Source organism: Tessaracoccus sp. O5.2 (assembly GCF_964266725.1).
Classification (GTDB): Bacteria; Actinomycetota; Actinomycetes; order Propionibacteriales; family Propionibacteriaceae; genus Arachnia; species Arachnia lapidicapta.
In genome coordinates this window covers 179,857-199,842 of sequence record NZ_CAXWGV010000023.1, presented here as the reverse complement: position 1 = coordinate 199,842, position 19,986 = coordinate 179,857, and the positions used below count along the sequence as shown (strand labels likewise).

Annotated in this window: 17 protein-coding genes; 13 read left to right on the top strand and 4 right to left on the bottom strand. The window is 70.6% G+C overall.

From position 1 onward, the window contains the following. Positions 1-133: 133 nt before the first annotated feature. The gene (locus ACFQPD_RS09330) at positions 134-1,555 is read right to left on the bottom strand and encodes a nitronate monooxygenase (RefSeq protein WP_385900291.1); all 1,422 of its coding nucleotides are present in this window, start codon (positions 1,553-1,555) and stop codon (positions 134-136) included. A gap of 172 nt (positions 1,556-1,727) precedes the next feature. Between ACFQPD_RS09330 and ACFQPD_RS09325 the strand changes: the two genes are divergently transcribed. The 8 genes from ACFQPD_RS09325 to ACFQPD_RS09290 all read left to right on the top strand — a co-directional run bounded on the left by ACFQPD_RS09325 (position 1,728) and on the right by ACFQPD_RS09290 (position 10,079). After that, positions 1,728-2,753 (top strand): LacI family DNA-binding transcriptional regulator, encoded by a 1,026-nt coding sequence (locus tag ACFQPD_RS09325; RefSeq protein ID WP_385900289.1) that lies wholly within the window; start codon positions 1,728-1,730, stop codon positions 2,751-2,753. Positions 2,754-2,785: 32 nt separating this feature from the next. After that, positions 2,786-3,910, top strand: coding sequence for a molybdopterin-synthase adenylyltransferase MoeB (moeB, locus tag ACFQPD_RS09320; RefSeq protein WP_385900287.1), 1,125 nt, complete (start codon positions 2,786-2,788; stop codon positions 3,908-3,910). 38 nt (positions 3,911-3,948) lie between these two features. Further along, complete coding sequence (locus ACFQPD_RS09315) at positions 3,949-4,188, top strand: MoaD/ThiS family protein (protein WP_353081195.1); 240 nt, start codon at positions 3,949-3,951, stop codon at positions 4,186-4,188. Between the two features lie 14 nt (positions 4,189-4,202). Beyond that, a complete protein-coding gene (locus ACFQPD_RS09310; protein ID WP_385900285.1) occupies positions 4,203-5,072 on the top strand; it encodes a DUF4031 domain-containing protein in 870 nt (289 codons plus the stop codon). Between the two features lie 70 nt (positions 5,073-5,142). Then, a complete protein-coding gene (locus tag ACFQPD_RS09305; RefSeq protein WP_068751924.1) occupies positions 5,143-5,595 on the top strand; it encodes a cupin domain-containing protein in 453 nt (150 codons plus the stop codon). Between the two features lie 175 nt (positions 5,596-5,770). Further along, on the top strand, positions 5,771-6,373 hold the full coding sequence (locus ACFQPD_RS09300) for a TetR/AcrR family transcriptional regulator (RefSeq protein ID WP_385900283.1): 603 nt from the start codon (positions 5,771-5,773) through the stop codon (positions 6,371-6,373). Then, the gene (locus ACFQPD_RS09295) at positions 6,358-8,103 is read left to right on the top strand and encodes an ABC transporter ATP-binding protein (protein WP_068751922.1); all 1,746 of its coding nucleotides are present in this window, start codon (positions 6,358-6,360) and stop codon (positions 8,101-8,103) included. Before ACFQPD_RS09300 ends, ACFQPD_RS09295 begins: the two co-directional genes overlap by 16 nt. Then, positions 8,100-10,079, top strand: coding sequence for an ABC transporter ATP-binding protein (locus tag ACFQPD_RS09290; protein ID WP_385900281.1), 1,980 nt, complete (start codon positions 8,100-8,102; stop codon positions 10,077-10,079). The genes ACFQPD_RS09295 and ACFQPD_RS09290 overlap by 4 nt, the downstream gene beginning before the upstream one ends. A 236-nt stretch (positions 10,080-10,315) precedes the next feature. Here ACFQPD_RS09290 and xylB read toward each other — a convergent pair whose 3' ends face one another. Continuing rightward, positions 10,316-11,707 (bottom strand): xylulokinase, encoded by a 1,392-nt coding sequence (gene xylB, locus ACFQPD_RS09285; protein ID WP_385900280.1) that lies wholly within the window; start codon positions 11,705-11,707, stop codon positions 10,316-10,318. A gap of 10 nt (positions 11,708-11,717) precedes the next feature. Next, positions 11,718-12,887, bottom strand: coding sequence for a xylose isomerase (gene xylA / locus ACFQPD_RS09280; RefSeq protein WP_385900279.1), 1,170 nt, complete (start codon positions 12,885-12,887; stop codon positions 11,718-11,720). A gap of 76 nt (positions 12,888-12,963) precedes the next feature. Between xylA and ACFQPD_RS09275 the strand changes: the two genes are divergently transcribed. The 4 genes from ACFQPD_RS09275 to ACFQPD_RS09260 all read left to right on the top strand — a co-directional run bounded on the left by ACFQPD_RS09275 (position 12,964) and on the right by ACFQPD_RS09260 (position 18,040). Next, the gene (locus ACFQPD_RS09275) at positions 12,964-14,199 is read left to right on the top strand and encodes an ROK family protein (protein WP_385900277.1); all 1,236 of its coding nucleotides are present in this window, start codon (positions 12,964-12,966) and stop codon (positions 14,197-14,199) included. A 27-nt stretch (positions 14,200-14,226) separates the two neighbouring features. Further along, on the top strand, positions 14,227-15,078 hold the full coding sequence (locus tag ACFQPD_RS09270) for a VOC family protein (protein ID WP_385900276.1): 852 nt from the start codon (positions 14,227-14,229) through the stop codon (positions 15,076-15,078). 341 nt (positions 15,079-15,419) lie between these two features. Continuing rightward, positions 15,420-16,937, top strand: a complete 1,518-nt coding sequence (locus tag ACFQPD_RS09265) for a potassium/proton antiporter (RefSeq protein ID WP_385900275.1) — start codon at positions 15,420-15,422, stop codon at positions 16,935-16,937. A gap of 56 nt (positions 16,938-16,993) precedes the next feature. Further along, positions 16,994-18,040, top strand: coding sequence for a PPK2 family polyphosphate kinase (locus ACFQPD_RS09260; protein ID WP_385900274.1), 1,047 nt, complete (start codon positions 16,994-16,996; stop codon positions 18,038-18,040). Between the two features lie 16 nt (positions 18,041-18,056). On the opposite strand, the gene ACFQPD_RS09255 is transcribed toward ACFQPD_RS09260, so the two are convergent. After that, positions 18,057-18,413: a BlaI/MecI/CopY family transcriptional regulator gene (locus ACFQPD_RS09255; protein ID WP_385900273.1), complete on the bottom strand. Its 357-nt coding sequence runs from the start codon at positions 18,411-18,413 to the stop codon at positions 18,057-18,059. Positions 18,414-18,492: 79 nt separating this feature from the next. Here ACFQPD_RS09255 and ACFQPD_RS09250 point away from each other — a divergent pair, with 79 nt between their 5' ends. Beyond that, the gene (locus ACFQPD_RS09250; RefSeq protein WP_385900272.1) at positions 18,493-19,977 is read left to right on the top strand and encodes a cytochrome ubiquinol oxidase subunit I; all 1,485 of its coding nucleotides are present in this window, start codon (positions 18,493-18,495) and stop codon (positions 19,975-19,977) included. The last annotated feature ends 9 nt before the right edge of the window (positions 19,978-19,986 follow it).

Sequence of the window (19,986 nt, the reverse complement as noted above, 5' to 3'; positions counted from 1 at the left end):
CACCCAGCTGCTCCCTGCAAACGGGGGTCCGGTTCGGGGTTTACTCAGCGAGCGAGAGAGCCGCACTTTTCTCGCTGTGGAGCTTTTCGTGTGCATATGCACGCAGGAAGCCCCACAGCGAGAAAAGTGTCACTCAGGCGGGGAGGAGCCAATCGACGGCCTGGCGGGCCGTCCATCCACCGGGGTGCAGCCGCGACAGCTCCCGGGCGCCCTCGAGGTCCTGGCCGAGCGTCACGGCCGGCGGCTCCTGGTAGCCGCTGGGGCGCAGCTGGCCGAGGCCGATGTTGGCCATCAGCGCGTTGCACAGGCACTTGCGCCCGACCGTCTCCTCGACGCTGCCGCCCTTGCGCAGGTAGGGTGCGATGGGCTCGGAGGGACACCGGTAGGTGATCGACTTGTCCGGCCGCTCGACGGGGACGCGCAGGTAGCCGAGATCGCAGATGCGCTCCCGCTGCTCGTACACCTCGTCCTCCGACAGCGTGTCGGCCAACTGCGCCACCTTGAAGGGGAATCCGGTCGGTGAGGCGCGGGGGTCGTTGCGGACCGAGAGGTCGTCGGCTTCCAACTCCGTCATGAGCTGGTTCCGGAGCTCGGGGGTCAGGCCGGACTCGTCCGCGAGCGCGAACAGCGTCCCGATCTGCACTCCTGCCGCGCCGGAGGCGCGCGCCTCGGCGACCTTCTCCGGCGTCGCATACCCACCGGCGAGCCAGAACGGCAGCCCGACCCGGGCGATCTTGGCCAGGTCTGCGTCGTCTCGGGGGCCGTAGATGGGGTCGCCGGCCTCGTCGAGTTCCACCTTCCCGCGCGGCGGCGAGCTGTGCCCGCCGGCGCGGGGTCCCTCGACGATGAAGCCGTCGGGGCGGATCTCGGGGTCGCGGTTCAGGTAGTCGGCCAGCACGTGCAGGGTGACGATCGCGAGGAAGTTGGGGCGCCGCAGCGGGGGTAGGTCGTCGCCGAGGACCGTGCGCGGGTTGAGGGCGGCCCGGTGCGTCGTCGTCGCGTTGACCACGTCGATCGTCAGGTGACCGGTGCGCGCGGACGCGAACTCGGTCAGCAGTCGGGGGATCTCGCGCGGGACGCCGGCGCCCATGATGACGTAGTCGACGTCGGCCAGCATGGCGCCGAGGATCGCCGAGAGGTTGGCCGTCTGGATCTTCTCCAGCATGTTGATGCCCACGACGCCGTCGTGGCCCTCCTTGGCCAGCCACACCTCGGTGAAGTTGCCCAACACGCTCAGCTCGATGGCCGCGCGTCGCGGCGAGATCGTGAGCGTGGGGTGCGGACGGTAGGGCTTGCCGGGCGGGCGGCCGCCCTCGAGGAAGTAGGTATCCATCACGCGCTGGACCATCGCCTGGGAGGGGAAGTGGGCCAGGGCCCGCCGACGATGACCGCCGGGATCCCCGTCCTGCAGGACGCGGGCGAGGACGCCGTCCAGGGCCGTTCCCGAGACGACGCCGAGTTCGCCGCACTGCGACACCTCGCGGGCCAGACGCCACGACGACACCGCGACGCCCATGCCGCCCTGAATGACGGTAGGGGGATGTGTGATGGGCACCGGCTTCTCCTCGACAACGCGGAACAAGATATCCCTACGGTACCGTAACTTACGCGACCGTAAGAATCGGACCGGGGCTATTTCGGACTTGAACGATCCCTCTGGCGGGATGCCCAGACGACCGCTCCGGACCGCATGAGAAGATGAGCGACACCCGAGCCCAAGGAGTCCCGTGCCCAGAGCCCCCCGCCCCGGCCGCCCGAGCGTCACGATCGGCGATGTGGCGCGCGTGGCAGGGGTGTCGCGGGCGACGGCATCGCGGGCGCTCAACGACTCCCCCCTCGTCACGGAGGAGACCAAGGGGCGCGTCCGCGACGCCGTCCGCGAGACGGGGTTCGTCATGAACGCCCAGGGGCGGGCCCTCGCTGTCGGCCGGGCTGAGTCCGTGGCGATCCTCGTCACCGAGCCGCTGGACGAACTGTTCCAGGATCCGACGTACGCGTCGATCCTCCGCGGCATCACCGAGGGCCTGGCCGAGACCCCCACCCTGCCGATCCTGTTGCAGGCCTCCTCGGACGCCGAGCATCGGCGCGCCCTCCGGCACTTCGAGCGCCACACCGTGGACGCCGTCATCGACATCTCCCCCTACGTCGGCGGGGACATGCTGGAGGCGCTCAAGGGCGGAACCCTTCCCGTGGTGCTGTGCGGCCAGCTCGAGGGGCAGCCGTACGAAGGGATCTTCGCCAGCGTCTTTGCCGACGACGTCCGCGGCGCCCGGCTCGCGGGCGCCCGCATGGCCGAACGCGGCCGGCGGCGCGTGGCCGTCATCAACGGCCCGCTCGACAACCCCGCCGCCGCGGACCGCCTCGTCGGCTACCGCCAGGCGTTGGACGGGATCTTCGACGACGACCTCAGCGTGTCGACGGGGTGGGACTCCAGCTCCGGGTGCGACGCGATGCGCCGGTTGCTGGAGGCGCATCCCGACATCGACGGACTGCTTGCGGGATCGGACCGGATCGCCGTCGGCGCGATCGCGGCCCTCGAACTGGCCGGCCGGTCGGTCCCCCGGGACGTCTCCGTGATCGGCTTCGACGACCACGCCGTCGCCGCGACGTCCAGGCCCCCGCTCACGACGGTGCGGCAGCCGATGCGCGACGAGGGCCGCATCGCGGCCGAGCTCGCGCTCGCCATGGTCGACGGCGAGCCGCCGAGGACCGTGGTCCTCGAGATGGAACTCATCGAGCGCGCCAGCGTCTGAGGCACCCGGCAGCCGCGGGTAGGCTCGGCGGGGTGACCCTCCCCCCGCTCGTGGAGCCCGGCGACGACCTCACTCCGGCCCAGCTCACCCGCTATTCGCGACACATCCTCGTGCCCGGCATGGGCGTCGCGGCGCAGCGCAGGCTGCTCGCGGCACGGGTCGCGGTGGTGGGGGCCGGCGGGCTGGGCAGCCCCATCCTCGCCTACCTCGCGGCGGCGGGGGTGGGGCACCTCACCGTCATCGACGACGACGTCGTGGACGCCAGCAACCTCCAGCGGCAGATCATCCACCGCGACGACGCCGTGGGCCTGCCCAAGGTCGACTCCGCTGCGGACTTCGTCCGTGGTCTCAACCCCGACGTCGCCATCGTCACCCGGCGCGCCCGGATCACGCCCGACAACGCCCGCGACCTTCTCGCCGGCCACGACCTCGTGCTCGACGGGGCCGACAACTTCCCCACCCGCTACGCCGTCGCGGATGCCTGTGCGGAGCTCGGCCTGCCGGTGGTGTGGGCCGCGGTGCTGCGCTTCGACGCGCAGGTGTCGTCGTTCGTCCCGGGCCGAGCGGAGGCGGTCACCCTGCGCGACCTCTACCCGGTCCCGCCGCGCCCCGAGGACGTCCCGTCGTGCGCCGAGGCCGGCGTCCTGGGCGCGCTCGTCGGGCAGGTGGGATCCATCATGGCCGCCGAGGCCGTCAAGCTGATCTGCGGGTTCGGGGAGCCGCTCGTGGGCCGGATCCTGCTCATCGACGCCCTGACCCAGCGCACGCGCGAGGTGCCGCTCCGCCCGGCACCGTCCCTGCCCCGCCACCGCCCCGCGAAGGAGCCGACCGTGACCTATCCCGTGCTGAGTGTCGAAGACGTCGCCGCGATCCTCGACGACCCCGCCCGCCCGACCCTCCTCGACGTCCGCGAGCCCGCGGAACACGCGCTGGGCACGCTGCCGGGGTCCCTCGCCGTTCCCCTCGGGGACGTGCTCGCGTGGGCCGACCTCGAGGCGCTTCCCGCCGGGCCGGTCATCGTCTACTGCAAGGTGGCCCCGCGCGCGCGCCGGGCCGCGGAGCACCTGCTCACGCTCGGCCACCCGGACGTGCGGCTCATGGACGGCGGCATGCTCGCCTGGGCCGAACGTATCGACCCCGCCTACCCGCGGTACTGACCGACGGCATCCGCCACCCGATCTGCGAGACTGGACCCATGGCGACGGTGAGGTACTTCGCCGCGGCCGCCGAGGCCGCCGGCACTGATGAGGAACAGGTGAGCGCCCAGACGCTGGGCGTCCTGCTCGACGACCTGCGCACCCGGCACGGGAACCCGCTGACGCGGGTGCTCGACGTCAGCTCGGTCCTCCACGACGGCCGCTACGTCGACGACCCCGCGACACCGCTGCCGGCCGACGCCGTCCTCGACGTCCTGCCGCCCTTCGCCGGCGGCTGATCCGGGATCTGACGATGGCCGTGCTGATCGACCCGCCCCGCTGGCCGGCGCACGGCACCCTGTTCGGGCACCTCGTCTCCGACGCGTCGCTCGACGAGCTGCACGACTTCGCGGCCACGGCCGGCATCCCGCCGCGCGCCTTCGACCACGACCACTACGACGTCCCCGCCTCGCGGCACGCGGAGCTCGTCGCGCTGGGCGCGGTCGCCGTCGGGGAGCGGGAGCTGGTCCGGAGGCTCGCCGCCTCGGGGCTCCGGGTCCGCCCGCGCGACAAGACCCCCACCCGGCCTGCCGCCCGGGCCCTGGCGGTCCAGGCGTGGGACCGGCTCGGGCTCCCCTCAGCCCTGCGCGACGACCTCCTCACCCGCTGGTCCGAGCCGCACCGGCATTACCACGACGTGCGCCACCTGGCGCAGTGCCTGGCGGCCCTGGGCGAGCTCGGCGGGTCGGACCCCGTCGTGGAGCTCGCCGCCTGGTTCCACGACGCGGTGTACGACGGCCTCCCCGGCCGCGACGAGGAGGCCTCCGCCGCGCTGGCCGAACGGGAGCTGAGCCCGCTGCTGCCCGCCGACGACGTCGCCACCGTCGCGGCGCTGGTGCGGATGACCGCCACCCATTCCCCGAGCGACGCCCAGGGGTCGCTGCTGTCCGACGCCGACCTGTCGATCCTCGGGCAGATCCCCGGCCGCTACCACGTCTACGTGCGCGACGTCCGCCTGGACTATGCCCATGTCGACGACGACGCCTGGCGGGCCGGGCGCTCGCAGGTGCTGCGAGGGCTGCTGGCGACGGACCCCCTGTTCCGCACCGCCGAGGGGCGCCGACGGTGGGAGTCGCGGGCGCGCTCCAACCTTTCGGCCGAGCTGGCGCGGCTGGCGCCCTGACGGCGTCCGATCCCGCCTCGCCGACCCACGCGCTCGGCTAGTGTGGAGAGCACGACCGGAGGGAGCACTGATGAAGAAGATCACCGACAACGGGCCCGAACCCAACGTCTTCGACCTGGAGACCGCCACCAAGGAGAACCCCAACTACCGCACCGTCGCGTGGACCGGGAAGTACCTGCAGGTCACGCTGATGTCGATTCCGGTGGCGCAATCGATCGGCCTTGAGGTCCACGAGGACACGGACCAGTTCGTCCGCCTCGACGCGGGCAAGGGCCGCGTGCTGATGGGCCCGAGCAAGGACGAGTTGAACGTCAAGGTGGACGTCGAGGACGGCTGGTCCGTCCAGGTGCCGGCAGGCACGTGGCATGACATCGTCAACACCGGCGACGAGCCCATGCAGCTCTACGTCGTCTACGCGCCGTCGCACCACGCCAAGGGGGCCGTGCACAAGACGGCGGAGGACTCGAAGAAGGCCGAGGAGTCGGGCAAGGACGAGCCGCCGTCGTGGACGAAACAGCCCTAGTCCCCCGCTGACCTGACCCCCCGGACGGACAGCGCCTCGACCCTGCCGTCGCGCTTGAAGACGGAGGCGCTGAGGTCTGCGTGCCCGTCCTCGGCCACACTCCGGTGTGGCGATCCGTCGCGCCGGCTCGACACCGGCATTTGATGAGTGAGTGTTCACTCACTAGACTCACCCGGTGACCCGAGCCGCCCCCATGCCCCCCGAGCAGCGCCGCGCGGCCATCGTCGAGGCCAGCATCCCGCTCCTGGAGAAACACGGCGAGGCCCTCACCACGCGCATGGTCGCCGAGGCGGCCGGTGTCGCCGAGGGCACGATCTTCCGCGTCTTCGACTCGCTCGACGACCTCATCTCCGTCACCATCAGCGAGGCCCTCTCCGCCGACAGGCTCGCCAAGCGGCTGGCCGACACCCCGCTCACCGGCGGGATCGAGGCTCAGACCCGCACCGCCATCGAGCTCATCGAGCAGTACCTCCACTCGGTGCACACCATGTTCATCGCCGCCCACGGGGCCGCGAAACACACCGCGCCCCACGCCGCGCAGTGCGCCCGCACCGAACTCGAGGCCCGGACCGCGGAGCTCGACGCCTGGATGACGGACCACTTCGCCCCCTACCGCGACATCATCACGATCCCGCTCGACGCCTTCGCCACACTCCTGCGCACGTTCGCCGTCGGCCACGCCTCCCGCTTCGTCGCCTCGTCGTTGACCCTCGACGACCTCGCCCGCCTCGCGCTCCACGGGGCGCTCCGAAAGGACTCCGCATGCTCCAGCGACTAGCGCGGCTCATCAACCGCTACATCCGGCCCTACTGGGGGCTGCTCAGCATCGTCATCGTGCTGCAGACCATTGCGACGATCATGTCGCTCTACCTCCCCACCCTCAACGCCCGCATCATCGACGAGGGCGTGGTCACGGGCGACACCGACTTCATCTGGGGCACCGGCGGCGTCATGCTGCTGCTGTCGGCCGTCCAGGGCGCGGCACAGATCGGGGCCGTGTGGGCCGGCGCCAACACGGCCATGCAGTTCGGCCGCGACGTCCGGGCCGCCATCTTCGAGCGCGCGCTGTCCTTCTCGGCCCGCGAGCTCAACCGCTTCGGGGCGCCGTCGCTCATCACCCGCACGACCAACGACGTGCAGCAGGTCCAGATGCTGGTGCTGATGACCGCGATCATGCTGGTCGGCGCGCCCATCACGATGGTGGGCGGCGTCATCATGGCGCTACGCGAGGACGCCGGGCTGTCGTGGATCATCTTCGCGGCCGTCGTCATCCTGGGCGCGGGCATCGTCGTGCTCATCGTCAACATGGGCCCGCTGTTCGAGCTCATGCAGAAACGGATCGACACCCTCAACCGGGTGCTGCGCGAGCAGATCACCGGCATCCGGGTGGTGCGGGCGTTCGTGCGGGAGCCGCACGAGGCGCGCCGGTTCGACACCGCCAACGCCGAGCTGGTCGACACGGCCACCAAGGTCGGGCGCCTCATGGCCTTCCTGTTCCCGTTCGTGGGCCTGATCATGAACGTGTCCACGGTCGGGGTCATGTGGTTCGGCGCGCAGCGCATCGAGTCCGGCGACATCCAGATCGGGCAGCTGACGGCCTTCATCTCCTACCTCATGCAGATCCTCATCTCCGTGATGATGACGACGATGCTGCTGGTCATGGCGCCCCGCGCGGCCGTCTGCGCCGACCGGATCATGGAGGTCCTGGAGACGGACTCCTCCGTGGCGCCGCCCGCGAGCCCCGTCGCGCCCTCCGGCGAGCGCGGCCACGTCCTGTTCGACCGCGTCAGCTTCGCGTACCCGGGCGCCGAGGAGCCGGTCATCCGGGACATCTCCTTCGAGCTCACCCCCGGCACCACGACCGCGATCATCGGCTCCACCGGCTCCGGGAAGACCACGCTGATCAGCCTCATCCCGCGGCTGTTCGACGCGACGGCAGGGCGCGTGCTGGTCGACGGCGTCGACGTGCGCGACCTCGACCCCGACACCCTGTGGGCCAGGATCGGTCTCGTCCCGCAGAAGCCGTACCTGTTCTCCGGCACCATCGCCAGCAACCTGCGCTACGGCAAGCCGGACGCGACCGACGAGGAGCTGTGGGACGCGCTGCGCGTCGCGCAGGCCGAGCCGTTCGTGCTCGACAAGGAGGGCCGGCTCGAGTCCGAGATCGCGCAGGGTGGCACCAACGTCTCGGGTGGTCAGCGGCAGCGGCTCGCGATCGCCCGGGCGCTGGTGAAGAAGCCCAGCGTCTACATCTTCGACGACTCGTTCTCGGCCCTCGACGTCGCGACCGACGCCCGCCTCCGCGCGGCGCTGCGGCCCGAGACCGCGAGCGCCGCGGTCCTGGTGGTCGCCCAGCGCGTCTCGACCATCACCGGCGCCGACCTCATCCTCGTCCTCGACGACGGCGAGATCGTCGGGCGCGGCACGCACGAGGAACTGCTCACCACCAACGCGACGTACCGCGAGATCGTCGAATCCCAGCTGAGTGCCGAGGAGGCCGCCGCATGAGCGAGAACAAGGCTGTCCCCGTCAAGGCCAACGAGCGCCCCAAGCACGCCCCCACGCACCGTGGCCCCGGTCACGGCCCCATGGCCGGTAGCGGCGAGAAGGCGGCGAACTTCAAGGTGTCGGTGCGCCGGCTCCTCGGTCACCTCCGGCCGCAGCGCGCCGGGATCCTCCTGGCCGTGACGCTCGGCGTGCTGTCCGTGGCGCTGTCGGTTGTCGGACCGAAGATCCTGGGCCGCGCCACCGACATCATGCTGTCGGGCATCATCGGTGGCCAGATGCCCGCGGGCGTCACGAAGCAGCAGGTGATCGACCGTGCGGTCGCCGAAGGCAACACCGACTTCGCCGACCTCCTGCGCAACCTCGACTTCGTCCCGGGCGAAGGCATTGACTTCGGCGCCATCGGCTCGGTGCTGCTGCTCGTGCTCGTTCTCTACGTCGTGTCGTTCGTCTTCTCCTACATCCAGGGCTGGGTCCTCAACGGCGCGGTGCAGAAGTCGATCTACCAGATGCGCCGCGAAGTGTCGGAGAAGCTCGACCGGCTGCCGCTGGTGTACTTCGACCGGCAGCCGCGCGGCGAGGTACTGAGCCGGGTCACCAACGACATCGACAACGTGTCGCAGACGCTGCAGCAGACGCTGTCGCAGCTGCTGAACTCGCTGCTCATGGTCATCGGCGTCCTCATCATGATGTTCTGGATCTCGCCGATCCTCGCCCTCGTCGCGCTCATCTCAGTGCCCATCGCGATGGTGGTGGTCTCCGTCATCGGCAAGCGGTCGCAGAAGCTGTTCGCCCAGAACTGGAAGTCCACCGGCGAGCTCAACGCCCACATCGAGGAGGCCTACTCCGGCCACTCGCTGGTGAAGGTGTTCGGCCGGCAGAAGGAGGTCCAGGCCGAGTTCCGGCGCCGCAACGAGGAGCTATACAAGGCGGGCTTCGGCGCCCAGTTCATCTCCGGGATCATCATGCCGGTGATGTTCCTGGTGGGGAACCTCAACTACGTCGTCATCGCCGTCGTCGGCGGGCTGTGGGTGGCGTCGGGGCGGATGAACATCGGCGACGTCCAGGCGTTCATCCAGTATTCGCGGCAGTTCACCCAGCCGCTCACGCAGGTGGCGTCGATGGCGAACCTGCTGCAGTCCGGCGTCGCGTCGGCGGAGCGGGTGTTCGAGCTGCTCGACGCCGACGAGATGACCGAGGAGCCGGCGGGTGAGCTGAAGGTGTCGCGGGGTGATGTGGTCTTCGACCATGTCAGCTTCTCCTACAAGGCCGACCAGCCGCTCATCCAGGACCTGTCGCTGACGGCGCAGCCCGGGCAGACCGTCGCGATCGTCGGGCCGACGGGGGCGGGCAAGACCACGCTCGTCAACCTCATCATGCGCTTCTATGACCTCGACGGCGGCCGCATCCTCATCGACGGCGTCGACATCGCGTCGGTCGCCCGCGGCGAGGTGCGCGGCAACATCGGCATGGTGCTGCAGGACACGTGGCTGTTCGGTGGCACGATCCGCGACAACATCGCCTACGGCCGTCCGGACGCGACGGAGGAGGACATCCTCGCCGCCGCACGGGCCACGTTCGTCGACCGCTTCGTGCACTCGCTGCCCGACGGGTACGACACGGTCATCGATGAGGAGGGCTCGAACGTGTCGGCTGGTGAGAAGCAGCTCATCACCATCGCGCGGGCGTTCCTCGCGGATCCGGCGCTGCTGATCCTCGACGAGGCGACGTCGTCGGTGGACACGCGCACGGAGCTGCTGGTGCAGCACGCGATGGCGGCGCTGCGGACCGGGCGGACGTCGTTCGTCATCGCGCACCGGTTGTCGACCATCCGTGACGCCGACCTGATCCTGGTCATGGAGGAGGGTCGCATCGTCGAGCAGGGGACGCACCACGAGCTGCTGGAGTCGCGGGGGGCGTACTACGAGCTCTACCAGAGCCAGTTCAACGCGGCGATCGAGGAGGAGACCGCCGCCTGACGGGTCGGTACCCCGTTCGCTGAGGTCGCGCCCCGACGGCGAAGCCGTCGCTGTCCCGCTCGCTGAGGTCGCGCCCCGACGGCGAAGCCGTCGCGGGCGAGTCTCGAAGCCGACGCCGCAGGCGTCGATCACCGCTGGCCGCCCCCTGACCTGACGTGACAGTCACGCCCCTTCGAGACGCCATGCGCCTACGGCGCCGGGCTCCTCAGGGACCGGGGCGGGCGGCCCTTGCGGGATCACCAGCCGTTGGACTCGACCAGGCGGCCCGCGACCTCGCGGTAGCGCTCCCCGATCTCCGGCCGCGACTCCGCCTCGTAGGTCTCGGTCGACGACGACTCCCACGCCGGCCGCGACCCCGTCAGCGCCCACGCCGCCTGCCGCGCCGCGCCGAGGGCGACGTACTCGGCCGGAGCCGGCACGTCGACGGGCACGCCGAGCACCTCGGGCGCCAGCCGCCGAACGGCATCGGACTTCGAGCCGCCGCCGATCAGGCTGACCCGCTCGATGGTGACGCCGAGGCGACGGATCGCCTCCAGCCCCTCGCCCATCAGGCACAGCAGGCCCTCGACGGCGGCCCGCGCCACGTTCTCGGGGGTGAAGTTCTTGAGCGTCATGCCCACCAGCGACGCCGTCGCATCTGGCAGGTTCGGCGTCCGCTCCCCCTCGAACCACGGCACCATGACCAACCCCTCGGCCCCGGAGGGAGCCGACAGCGCCAGCCGCGACAGCTCGTCGAAGTCCACACCCAGCACCCGACGCGCCGCGTCGAGGATGCGGGCGGCGTTGAGGGTGGCGGTCAGCGGCAGCCAGGAGCCCGACGCGTCGGCAAACCCGTTGACCAGCCCCGACTCGTCGTAGGCCGGCGTCGCCGACACCGCGGCGACCACGCCCGACGTCCCCAGCGACACGCTCGTCTGCCCAGGGCGCAGGTCCAGGCCGAGGGCCGCTCCGGCGTTGTCGCCGCAGCCCGGACCGAGCACCCAGCGCCCGCCGTCGACGCCCTCGGAGGGCCCGAGCACGCGCGGCAGGATCACCGACGACGCGTCGCGGCGCAGCGCCAGCGACAGCAGGTCCCGCCGGTACTCGTTGGTAACCGAGTCGAAGTAGCCGGTGCCCGAGGCGTCGGACCGGTCGGTCACGAGATCCGTCAGAACCCCGGATCCCTGGATCTTCCAGGTCAGCCAGTCGTGCGGCAGCGCCACCGCCGCCACGCGGGCCGCGTTGTCGGGTTCGGCGTCCGCCATCCAGCGGAGCTTGGTGTTGGTGAACGACGCCAACGGCAGGTACCCCACCGCCGGGACCCACCCGTCGAACTCCTCGCGGAGCTCGCGGGCGGCGCCGGCGGAGCGGGTGTCGTTCCAGAGCAGGGCCGGGCGGATGACCTCACCGGAGGCATCCAGCGCGACCATGCCGTGCTGCTGGCCGCCGACGCTGATCGCGGCGACGTCGTCGAGGCCACCCGCCGCGGCGGACGCGGACTGGAAGGCGGTCCACCAGTGGTCCGGGTGCACCTCCGTCCCGTCGGGATGGGAGGCTGCGCCCTGGCGGACGATCTCACCGCTCTCGGCGTCGACCACCAGGACCTTGCACGACTGCGTCGACGTGTCGACGCCGGCGACCAGCGTCACGGCTCCTCCCTCAGGCCTTGAGGAGGTGACGGACGGCGGCCTGCTGCAGCTCGACGAAGTGGTACTCGCGGGCACCCTTCTCGTCGGCGTCGGGCATCTCGGCGGCGCGGAGGTCGGCGACCGTCTCGCCCTCGGCGAGCGTGGGCTCGGCGAGCTCGAAGATCGACGCCTTGCGCATGAGCTCCTGCACGGCGGGATCCTGCCGGAACGAGCGGGCGCGCTCGGCGAGCAGCGTGAAGGTCTCCATATTGGCGCGCGCCGAGTCCCAGATGCCCTCGACACCCTCGGTGCGGCTGGGCTTGTAGTCGAAGTGGATCGGGCCCTCGTAGCGGGGAGCGTCAGGGCTGGCCGGGAAGCCGTTGACCAGGAGGTCGACGGTGAAGAACGAGCTCATGAGGTCGCCGTGGCCGAACGCGAGGTCCTGGTCGTACTTGAGGCCGCGCTGGCCGTTGAGGTCGATGTGGAACAGCTTGCCGGTGTACAGCGCCAGCGCCAGGCCGGTGGTGTAGTTGAGGTTCGCCATCTGCTCGTGGCCGACCTCGGGGTTGAGGCCGACGATGTCGCCGTTCTCCAGCGTGGCGATGAGGCCGAGCGCGTGGCCGATGGTCGGCAGCAGGATGTCGCCGCGGGGCTCGTTGGGCTTGGGCTCGAGACCGATCTTCAGGTCGTAGCCCTGCTCCTTGATGTAGCCGGCGATGGTGTCGAGGCCCTCGGCGTAGCGCGCGTGGGCGGCGAAGTAGTCCTTGCTGGTGTCGTACTCGGCGCCCTCACGGCCGCCCCACATCACGAAGGTGGAGGCGCCGACCTCGGCTGCGATGTCGACGGCGTTGAGGATCTTCTTCAGGCCGAAGCGGCGGACGGAGCGGTCGTTGGAGGTGAGCCCGCCGTCCTTGAAGATGGGGTGGCTGAAGGTGTTGGTGGTGACCATCTCGATGGTCAGGCCGGACTTGTCGGCGGCGTCCTTGAGCTGCTTGATGCGGCCCTTGGCGGTGGCCTCGTCGGCGTCGAAGGGGTAGATGTCGTTGTCGTGGAAGGTGATGCCCCACGCGCCGAGCTCGGCGAGCTTGTCGGCGTAGTGCCACGGGTCGAACTCCGGACGGGTGTCGGAACCGAACGGATCGGTGCCCCGCCAGCCGACGGTCCAGAGGCCGAACGAGAACTTGTACTGCTGGTCTGCCATGGTGGTCTCCTCGTTGAGAGATCGAAGTTTTGTTTTCGTTCTGAACTTATATCGGATCTGGGCTAGAGTCAAGTGCATGCGCACGCATTTCGACCCCACCGCCGGCGTCGCCAGGCAAGGCAGCCTCCGCGCCAGCAATCTGTCGCTGGTCGCGCGACACGTCTTCGCCAGCGATATCGCGCCGGCTAGGGCCGACGTCGCCAAGGCCACCGGCATGACCCGCTCGACGGCATCCCGAATGGTCGACGAGCTCGTCGCCGCGGGCATCCTGTCCGAATCGAGCCCGCTCCCGAGCACGCGCCGCGGCCGCCCGGCCACGCCGCTGCATCCGCGCGGCGGGACGCTGATGGCATTGGGACTCGAGATCAATGTCGGCCACAGCGCGGCCAGACTGGTCGACCTCGCCGGCACGGTCGTCGCCGCCGCGGACGCCACCGGAGACAACGTGGGCCGCTCCCCCGCCGAGGCCCTCGCGCACGTGGCGGGACTCGCCCGCGAGTGCCTGGCCCACCTGCCCGTCGACGCCACGCTCGTCGGGGTCCAGCTCGCGGTGCCCGGCCTGGTCGACGCGGCGTCGCACATGGTGCTGCGGGCGCCCAACCTCGGCTGGCACGACGTCGACCCGAGGCCGCTGCTGCGCGACGGCGGGCTGCCCGAGGTGGACGAGGTCGACTACGGGGTCGCGAACGAGGCCGACTGCGCGGCGATCTTCGTCGGCCATGAGCGTCCGGGCCGGCCGGGCGGGCTCGACGCCTTCCTCTACCTGTCTGGCGAGGTCGGCATCGGGTCGGCGCTCGTCATCAACGGATCGGTCTCGCTCGGCACCCGCGGGTGGGCGGGCGAGATCGGGCACACGTGCATCGACCCCGACGGCCCGCAGTGCGGCTGCGGCGCCACCGGCTGCCTGGAGCGCTACGCGGGCACGCGGGCGCTCACGGAGATGGTGGGGGTCGCGACGATCGAGGAGGTCCGCCAGGCCTACCTCGACGGCGTCCCCGCCGCCGTCGACGCCGTGCGCGCCGCCGGGCGCGCGCTTGGCCTGGCACTGGCGAACGCGGGCAACCTGCTCGACATCACGACGGTGGTCCTGGGCGGCGACCTCGCCGTGCTCATCGAGGAGTACCGCCCGCTGGTGCAGCAGGAGCTCGACATCCGGCTGCTGGCGCGCCCCTTCACGGAACCGAAGCTCCTCGCCGCCACGCCCGACCACGCGGCGCCGGCGTTCGGTGCGGCCTACGTCGCCCTCGAGCGGGTACTCGAGGACCCGGCGCACTGGGCGGCGCCGGCCAATGAGCGGGCATCCCTTGCTTAGTTGAAGCTTCAACCTTAGACTGGAGGCATGAGCCTTCACGCCGACACCCACATGGGTCGCCTCGAGCTGCGCGTCCGCGACATGCCGGGCATGCTCGCCTACTACACCGAGGGCGTCGGCCTGGACCCCCTCTCCGACGAGCCCGGGGCCGTGACGCTGGGCCACGGCGGGACGCCGATCGTGAGGCTGACGGAATCGCGCGAGCTCCGGCCGTCGCGGCGCTCGGACGCCGGCCTGTTCCACACCGCGGTCCTGTACGCGGAGCTGCCGGCCCTCGCCGCCACGCTGGTGCGGATGTACGAGCGGTACCCGCACACCTACGCGGGCACCGGCGACCACCTCGTGTCCCAGGCGTTCTACTTCACGGACCCGGAGGGCAACGGGGTGGAGCTGTACCACGACCGCCCCCGCGACCAGTGGCAGTGGCACGGGAACCAGGTCCAGATGGCCACGCTCTACATCGACCCGGCCGAGTTCGTGTCGACGCACCTCGCGGGTGTGGATCCGACGGCGCTGCCGCCGACGCAGGCGGAGCTCGGGCACGTGCACCTGCAGGTCGGCGACATCGCGTCGGCGAAGGCGTTCTACGTCGATGCGCTGGGGTTCGACCAGACCGCGGCGCTCGGCGGCTCCGCGCTGTTCGTCGCAGCCGGTGGGTACCACCACCACATGGCCATGAACGTGTGGAACTCCGCGGGCGCGGGACCACGCCAGAACACGCTGGGCATGGGCGTCGTCGACATCCTGGTGCCCACCGTCGAGGAGCTGGCCAAGGCCGACGAGCGGCTCCGCTTCGCCGGGCACCGGCCGACGCTCGACGGCCGCACACTCACCGTGCTCGACCCCTGGCGCAACGAGATTAGGCTCGCCGTCGGCTGATCGCGCCTGCCCTCCCGCACGACGCCTGCCTTCCTGCTCCGACGCCTGTCTTCCCGCACGACGCCTGCCTTCCTGCTCCGACGCCTGCCTTCCCTCGCGAAGCCTGCCCTACAGCGCAGGCGATGCGCACTCAGACAGGCGCCGGAAACCCCAGCGCAGGCGATGCACACCAAGACAGGCGCCGGAAACCCCAGCGCAGGCGATGCACACCAAGACAGGCGCCGGAAACCCCAGCGCAGGCGGTCCGCACCAAGGCAGGCGCCAGGGGCGGGAGCGCAGGGGCCCGGCCCGCTAAGCTCGTGCCCACCGGCTGAAGGGTCCACGATGCGCAGAGCCCGCCCATGACCTACGAGGAGCTCAACCTCGTCGTGCTGGCGGTGTCCGGGATCTTCCTCGCCGGCGTCATCGCCGTGCGCGTGGCGTCCCGCAGCGGCATGCCGGGCATGCTCCTCTACCTGGGCATCGGGCTCATCATCGGGGAGGCGGGCCTCGGGATCCGGTTCGACGACGCGGAGCTCGCGTTCAACCTCGCCACCATCGCCGTCGCGGTCCTCCTCACCGACGGGGGCTTCACCACCCGGTGGGCCGACCTCCGCCCCGTCGCGCTGCGCGCCGGTCTCCTGGCCACCGGCGGCGTGCTGGTGAGCGTCACGGTCGCCGCGACCCTCGCCGTCGTCATCCTCGGCCTGGATCTGCGCACCGCGATCCTGCTGTCGGCCATGGTCTCCTCGACCGACGCCGCCGCGGTGTTCGCGATCCTGCGCCGGCTGCCCGTCAAGCGGCGCGTGCGGGCCACGCTCGAGGGCGAATCCGGGTTCAACGACCCTCCGACGATCGTCCTGGTCAGCGTCGTCGCCTCCGACGCCTGGGCCGAGGGATCGATCGCCGCGATGATCGGCACGGCCGTCTTCCAGCTGGTCGCGGGCGCCATCATCGGGCTGATCGTCGCCCGGCTCGGGCAGCTGCTTCTCGGCCGCATCTCCCTGCCGTCGGCCGGCCTCTACCCGCTGGCCACCCTGACGATCGCGATGGTCGCCTTCGCCGGGGCGGGTGTGGCAGGTGGCTCGGGGCTGTTGGCCGCCTACGTCGCCGGCATCTGGCTCGGCAACCAGGCACTCCCCCACCACTCGACGACGGAGGGCTTCACGGAGTCGCTCGGCTGGCTGGCGCAGATCGCCCTGTTCATCATGCTGGGCCTCCTGGCCTCCCCCGATCAACTCCCCCACGCCGTCGTCGACGCCCTGGTCATCGGGTCCGTGCTGACGTTCGTCGCGCGCCCGATCTCGGTGTGGCTGTGCCTCACGCCGTTCAAGGTCCCCTGGCGCGAGAAGGCCTTCACCTCGTGGGCCGGGCTGCGCGGCGCCGTGCCCATCATGCTGGCCATGGTCCCGCTCACCAACGGCCTGCCCGGCGCCAGCTACATGTTCCACGTCACGTTCCTGCTCGTCGTGACCTTCACGCTGCTCCAGGGCCCGACCCTGCCGCGATTCGCCCGCCGCATGGATGTCACGGAAGCGATCTCGCCGCATGCGGTGGCGTTCGATTCCTCCCCGCTTGAGGGCATCGACGCCTCACTGGTGCAGGTGACGGTGCCCGAGGGCAGTCGCCTCGGCGGCATGTACGCCGACGACCTCCGCCTGCCGCGCGGCGCCGTGCTGTCGATGATCATCCGGGGCGACGAGGTCCTCGTCCCCGACCGCACCACCCGCCTGCACGAACACGACCAGCTGCTGATGGCCGTGCGGACGGACCTCGTCGAGCGCACCCAGCGCCGCCTGGAGCTGCTGCACGAGGGCGGCGCGCTGGCCCGCTGGGTGTCGTCGGGCCGCAATCGACGGCGCCTCACCGGCGGCGAATGACCCCGGGCCGGCCGATTCTCGGGCAACAATGGGAGATCCCTGACGGAAGGACCGCCATGACCGACCTGTGGACCGAGGACCCGCGCAGCGCCCTGCGCGTGGGCCCCGACTTCGACCTCGCCACCTTCGACCGTGCCGGCACCCCCGCATGGGCGGGAGACAAAGCGCAGGCGAAGGAGGTGATGAAGGCCCGCGGCGATCTCTTGTCGGAGCTCCAGGAACGGTTCTTCGCCCATGGCCGGTCCGGCGGCACGCGCAAGCTGCTCATCATCGTCCAAGGGCTGGACACCGCGGGGAAGGGTGGCATCGCCCGCCACGTCATGGGGATGGTCGACCCGCAGGGCGTCGCGCTGCGCAGCTTCGGGGTCCCGACCCCGGAGGAGCGCCGCCATCACTACCTGTGGCGGATCAAGCGCGCCCTCCCCCGCCCGGGCCTGATCGGCCTGTTCGACCGCTCGCACTACGAGGACGTCCTCGTGGTCCGCGTCGAGGAGCTGGTGGAGGAGGAGGTGTGGCGCAAGCGCTACGACGAGATCAATCGGTTCGAGCGGGCCCTCGTCGACGACGACACCGTCGTGCTCAAGTTCGCCCTCATGGTCTCCCACGACGAGCAGGGCAAGCGCCTGATGGAGCGCATCGAACGCCCTGACAAGCGGTGGAAGTACAACCCGGGCGACATCGACACCCGTCTGAAGTGGGACGACTTCCAAGCCGCCTACGACGACGTGTTCCGTCTCACCTCGACCGCCCATGCGCCCTGGTACGTGCTGCCGGCGGACCGGAAGTGGTACTCGCGGCTGGCCGCCACCGAGATCATCACACGGACGCTCGCGGAGATGGATCTCGAGTGGCCGCGCCCGCGCTGGCGGGCCGAGGTCCAGCGCCGCCGGCTGGCCGCCACGATGTCCCCCGAAGCGTTCGCCGAGTCCCAGGCCGAGGCGAAGGCGGCCGCGGAGGAGGCTGCTGCCGAGAGCGGCGAGATCCATGCTGCCGCCGACGCCCTCGCCCACGGCTCGTCCCGGACGAAGCGGCGGAAGAAGGGCGCCGCCAAGAAGCGTGCGGGCAAGAAGGACAAGGCCGGCACCCGCACGTCGGGGAAGTGAGCGACGGCGGCGCCGCTCAGGCGGGAACGGCCGGCTGAGCGAGCGCCGCGCGCTCGTCCTCGCTGAGGGTCGCGGCGAGCCGGCGCAGCGCGTCGACGCGGACCTCGGGGGAGATGGGGGCGAGCATGCGCTCGACGTCGCGCGCCACGACCTCGGCCTGCGACGCCGTCGGCTGGTACTGCCAGGCGCGCTCCACTAACTCCCGCGACACCAGCCCCTTCTTCGCCAGCCGGTCCAGCACCGTCATCACGGTGGTGTAGGCCAGCTCCCGCTCGTGGCTGAGCAGAGCGTGGACGTCGGACACTGATCGGGGCACGTCGGAGGCCCACAGCAGCTCCATGACCCGCTGCTCAAGTTCTCCACGCGACGGCATGCGCCAAGCATAGGGGCAGGCCCTGGCCGCCGCGCCCGATCCGTTGGCGAAATACGACCGGGGGTAGTAGGGTCCGATCATGGATGCTGTGACCCTGGCGAGGTGGCAATTCGGGATCACCACCGTCTACCACTTCCTCTTCGTGCCCATCACCATCGCGATGTCGATGCTGGTGGCCGTCCTCCAGACGATGTGGGTCCGCACAGGCAAGGACGCCTATCTGCGGCTCACCAAGTTCTTCGGCAAGCTGTTCCTCATCAACTTCGCCCTCGGCGTGGTCACGGGCATCGTGCAGGAGTTCCAGTTCGGGATGAACTGGTCCGAGTACTCGCGCTTCGTGGGCGACGTGTTCGGCGCCCCGCTCGCGCTGGAGGCGCTGTTGGCGTTCTTCCTGGAGTCCACGTTCATCGGGCTGTGGATCTTCGAGTGGGACAAGCTGCCCAAGAAGCTCCACCTGCTGGCGATCTACATGGCCGCCATCGGCACGATGGTGTCGGCGATCTTCATCCTCGCGGCCAACTCGTGGATGCAGAACCCCGTCGGCACCGTCTTCAACAACGGGCGCGCGGAACTCGACGGCGTCGCGGGCTTCCTCGAGGTCCTCACCAACCCGGTGCTCCTCGTCACGTTCCCGCACGTCATCGCGTCGTCGTACATGGTGGCGGGCGGGCTGATGGCCGGCATCGCCGGCTGGCACCTCGCCAAGATCCGTCGCGACGGTGAGCAGCGGCCCGGCGACACCGGCGGCTACCGCTCGGCCGTGCGCCTCGGCGCGTGGGTCATGCTGGCCGCCTCCGTCGTGACCGTGATCACGGGCGACCTGCAGTCGAAGGCCATGACGCAGGTGCAGCCCATGAAGATGGCTGCCGCCGAGGCGCTGTTCGACACCGAGCGCAACGCCCCCTTCTCGATCCTCACCATCGGCAACCTCGACGGCACCGAGGAGGTGTTCGCGATCAAGGTCCCCGGCCTGCTGTCGATCCTGTCGGGTCTCGAGGAGGTCAAGGGCATCAACGATCTCCGCGAGGAGTACAAGACCCAGGGCTTCCGCCAGTTCGACGGCTCGCAGACGTCCATCCAGGCCCAGTACGCCGAGGAACTCGCGGCGAACTACCCGGGCCTCGACCCGATGCCCATCGTTCCGGTGTCGTACTGGACGTTCCGGCTCATGATCGGGCTGGGCATGATCGGCGCCGCGATCGCGCTGTTCACGCTGTGGATGACCCGCAAGGACCAGCTGCCGGCGCCGTCGAGGCTGTGGACATGGGCCATGTTCGCGATGCCGCTGCTGCCGCTGTTCGCCATCTCGTTCGGGTGGATCTTCACCGAGATGGGACGCCAGCCGTGGATCGTCGCCGGCGTGATGCCGACGGCGGCGGGGGTGTCCCCCACGGCGAGCCCGGCCGAGGTGCTGTTCTCCATGATCGTGTACACCCTCATCTACGGCGGGCTCGCCGTGATCGAGGTGTGGCTGTTCCTCAAGTACGCGAAGGCGGGCCTGCCTGACGTCGCGCCCGTCGAGTTGCAGACCGATCCCGACGCCCCCATGACCTTCGCGTACTGAGAGGCTGCT

What these genes read in the sequence shown, in the direction of transcription:
- ACFQPD_RS09295 (WP_068751922.1), top strand. Translation starts at nt 6,358, where the DNA reads ATGCTCCAGCGACTAGCGCGGCTCATCAACCGCTACATCCGGCCCTAC.
- ACFQPD_RS09265 (WP_385900275.1), top strand. Translation starts at nt 15,420, where the DNA reads ATGACCTACGAGGAGCTCAACCTCGTCGTGCTGGCGGTGTCCGGGATC.
- ACFQPD_RS09275 (WP_385900277.1), top strand. Translation starts at nt 12,964, where the DNA reads ATGCGCACGCATTTCGACCCCACCGCCGGCGTCGCCAGGCAAGGCAGC.
- ACFQPD_RS09305 (WP_068751924.1), top strand. Translation starts at nt 5,143, where the DNA reads ATGAAGAAGATCACCGACAACGGGCCCGAACCCAACGTCTTCGACCTG.
- ACFQPD_RS09290 (WP_385900281.1), top strand. Translation starts at nt 8,100, where the DNA reads ATGAGCGAGAACAAGGCTGTCCCCGTCAAGGCCAACGAGCGCCCCAAG.
- ACFQPD_RS09250 (WP_385900272.1), top strand. Translation starts at nt 18,493, where the DNA reads ATGGATGCTGTGACCCTGGCGAGGTGGCAATTCGGGATCACCACCGTC.
- ACFQPD_RS09260 (WP_385900274.1), top strand. Translation starts at nt 16,994, where the DNA reads ATGACCGACCTGTGGACCGAGGACCCGCGCAGCGCCCTGCGCGTGGGC.
- ACFQPD_RS09315 (WP_353081195.1), top strand. Translation starts at nt 3,949, where the DNA reads ATGGCGACGGTGAGGTACTTCGCCGCGGCCGCCGAGGCCGCCGGCACT.
- ACFQPD_RS09255 (WP_385900273.1), bottom strand. Translation starts at nt 18,413, where the DNA reads ATGCCGTCGCGTGGAGAACTTGAGCAGCGGGTCATGGAGCTGCTGTGG.
- ACFQPD_RS09270 (WP_385900276.1), top strand. Translation starts at nt 14,227, where the DNA reads ATGAGCCTTCACGCCGACACCCACATGGGTCGCCTCGAGCTGCGCGTC.
- ACFQPD_RS09310 (WP_385900285.1), top strand. Translation starts at nt 4,203, where the DNA reads ATGGCCGTGCTGATCGACCCGCCCCGCTGGCCGGCGCACGGCACCCTG.
- xylA (WP_385900279.1), bottom strand. Translation starts at nt 12,887, where the DNA reads ATGGCAGACCAGCAGTACAAGTTCTCGTTCGGCCTCTGGACCGTCGGC.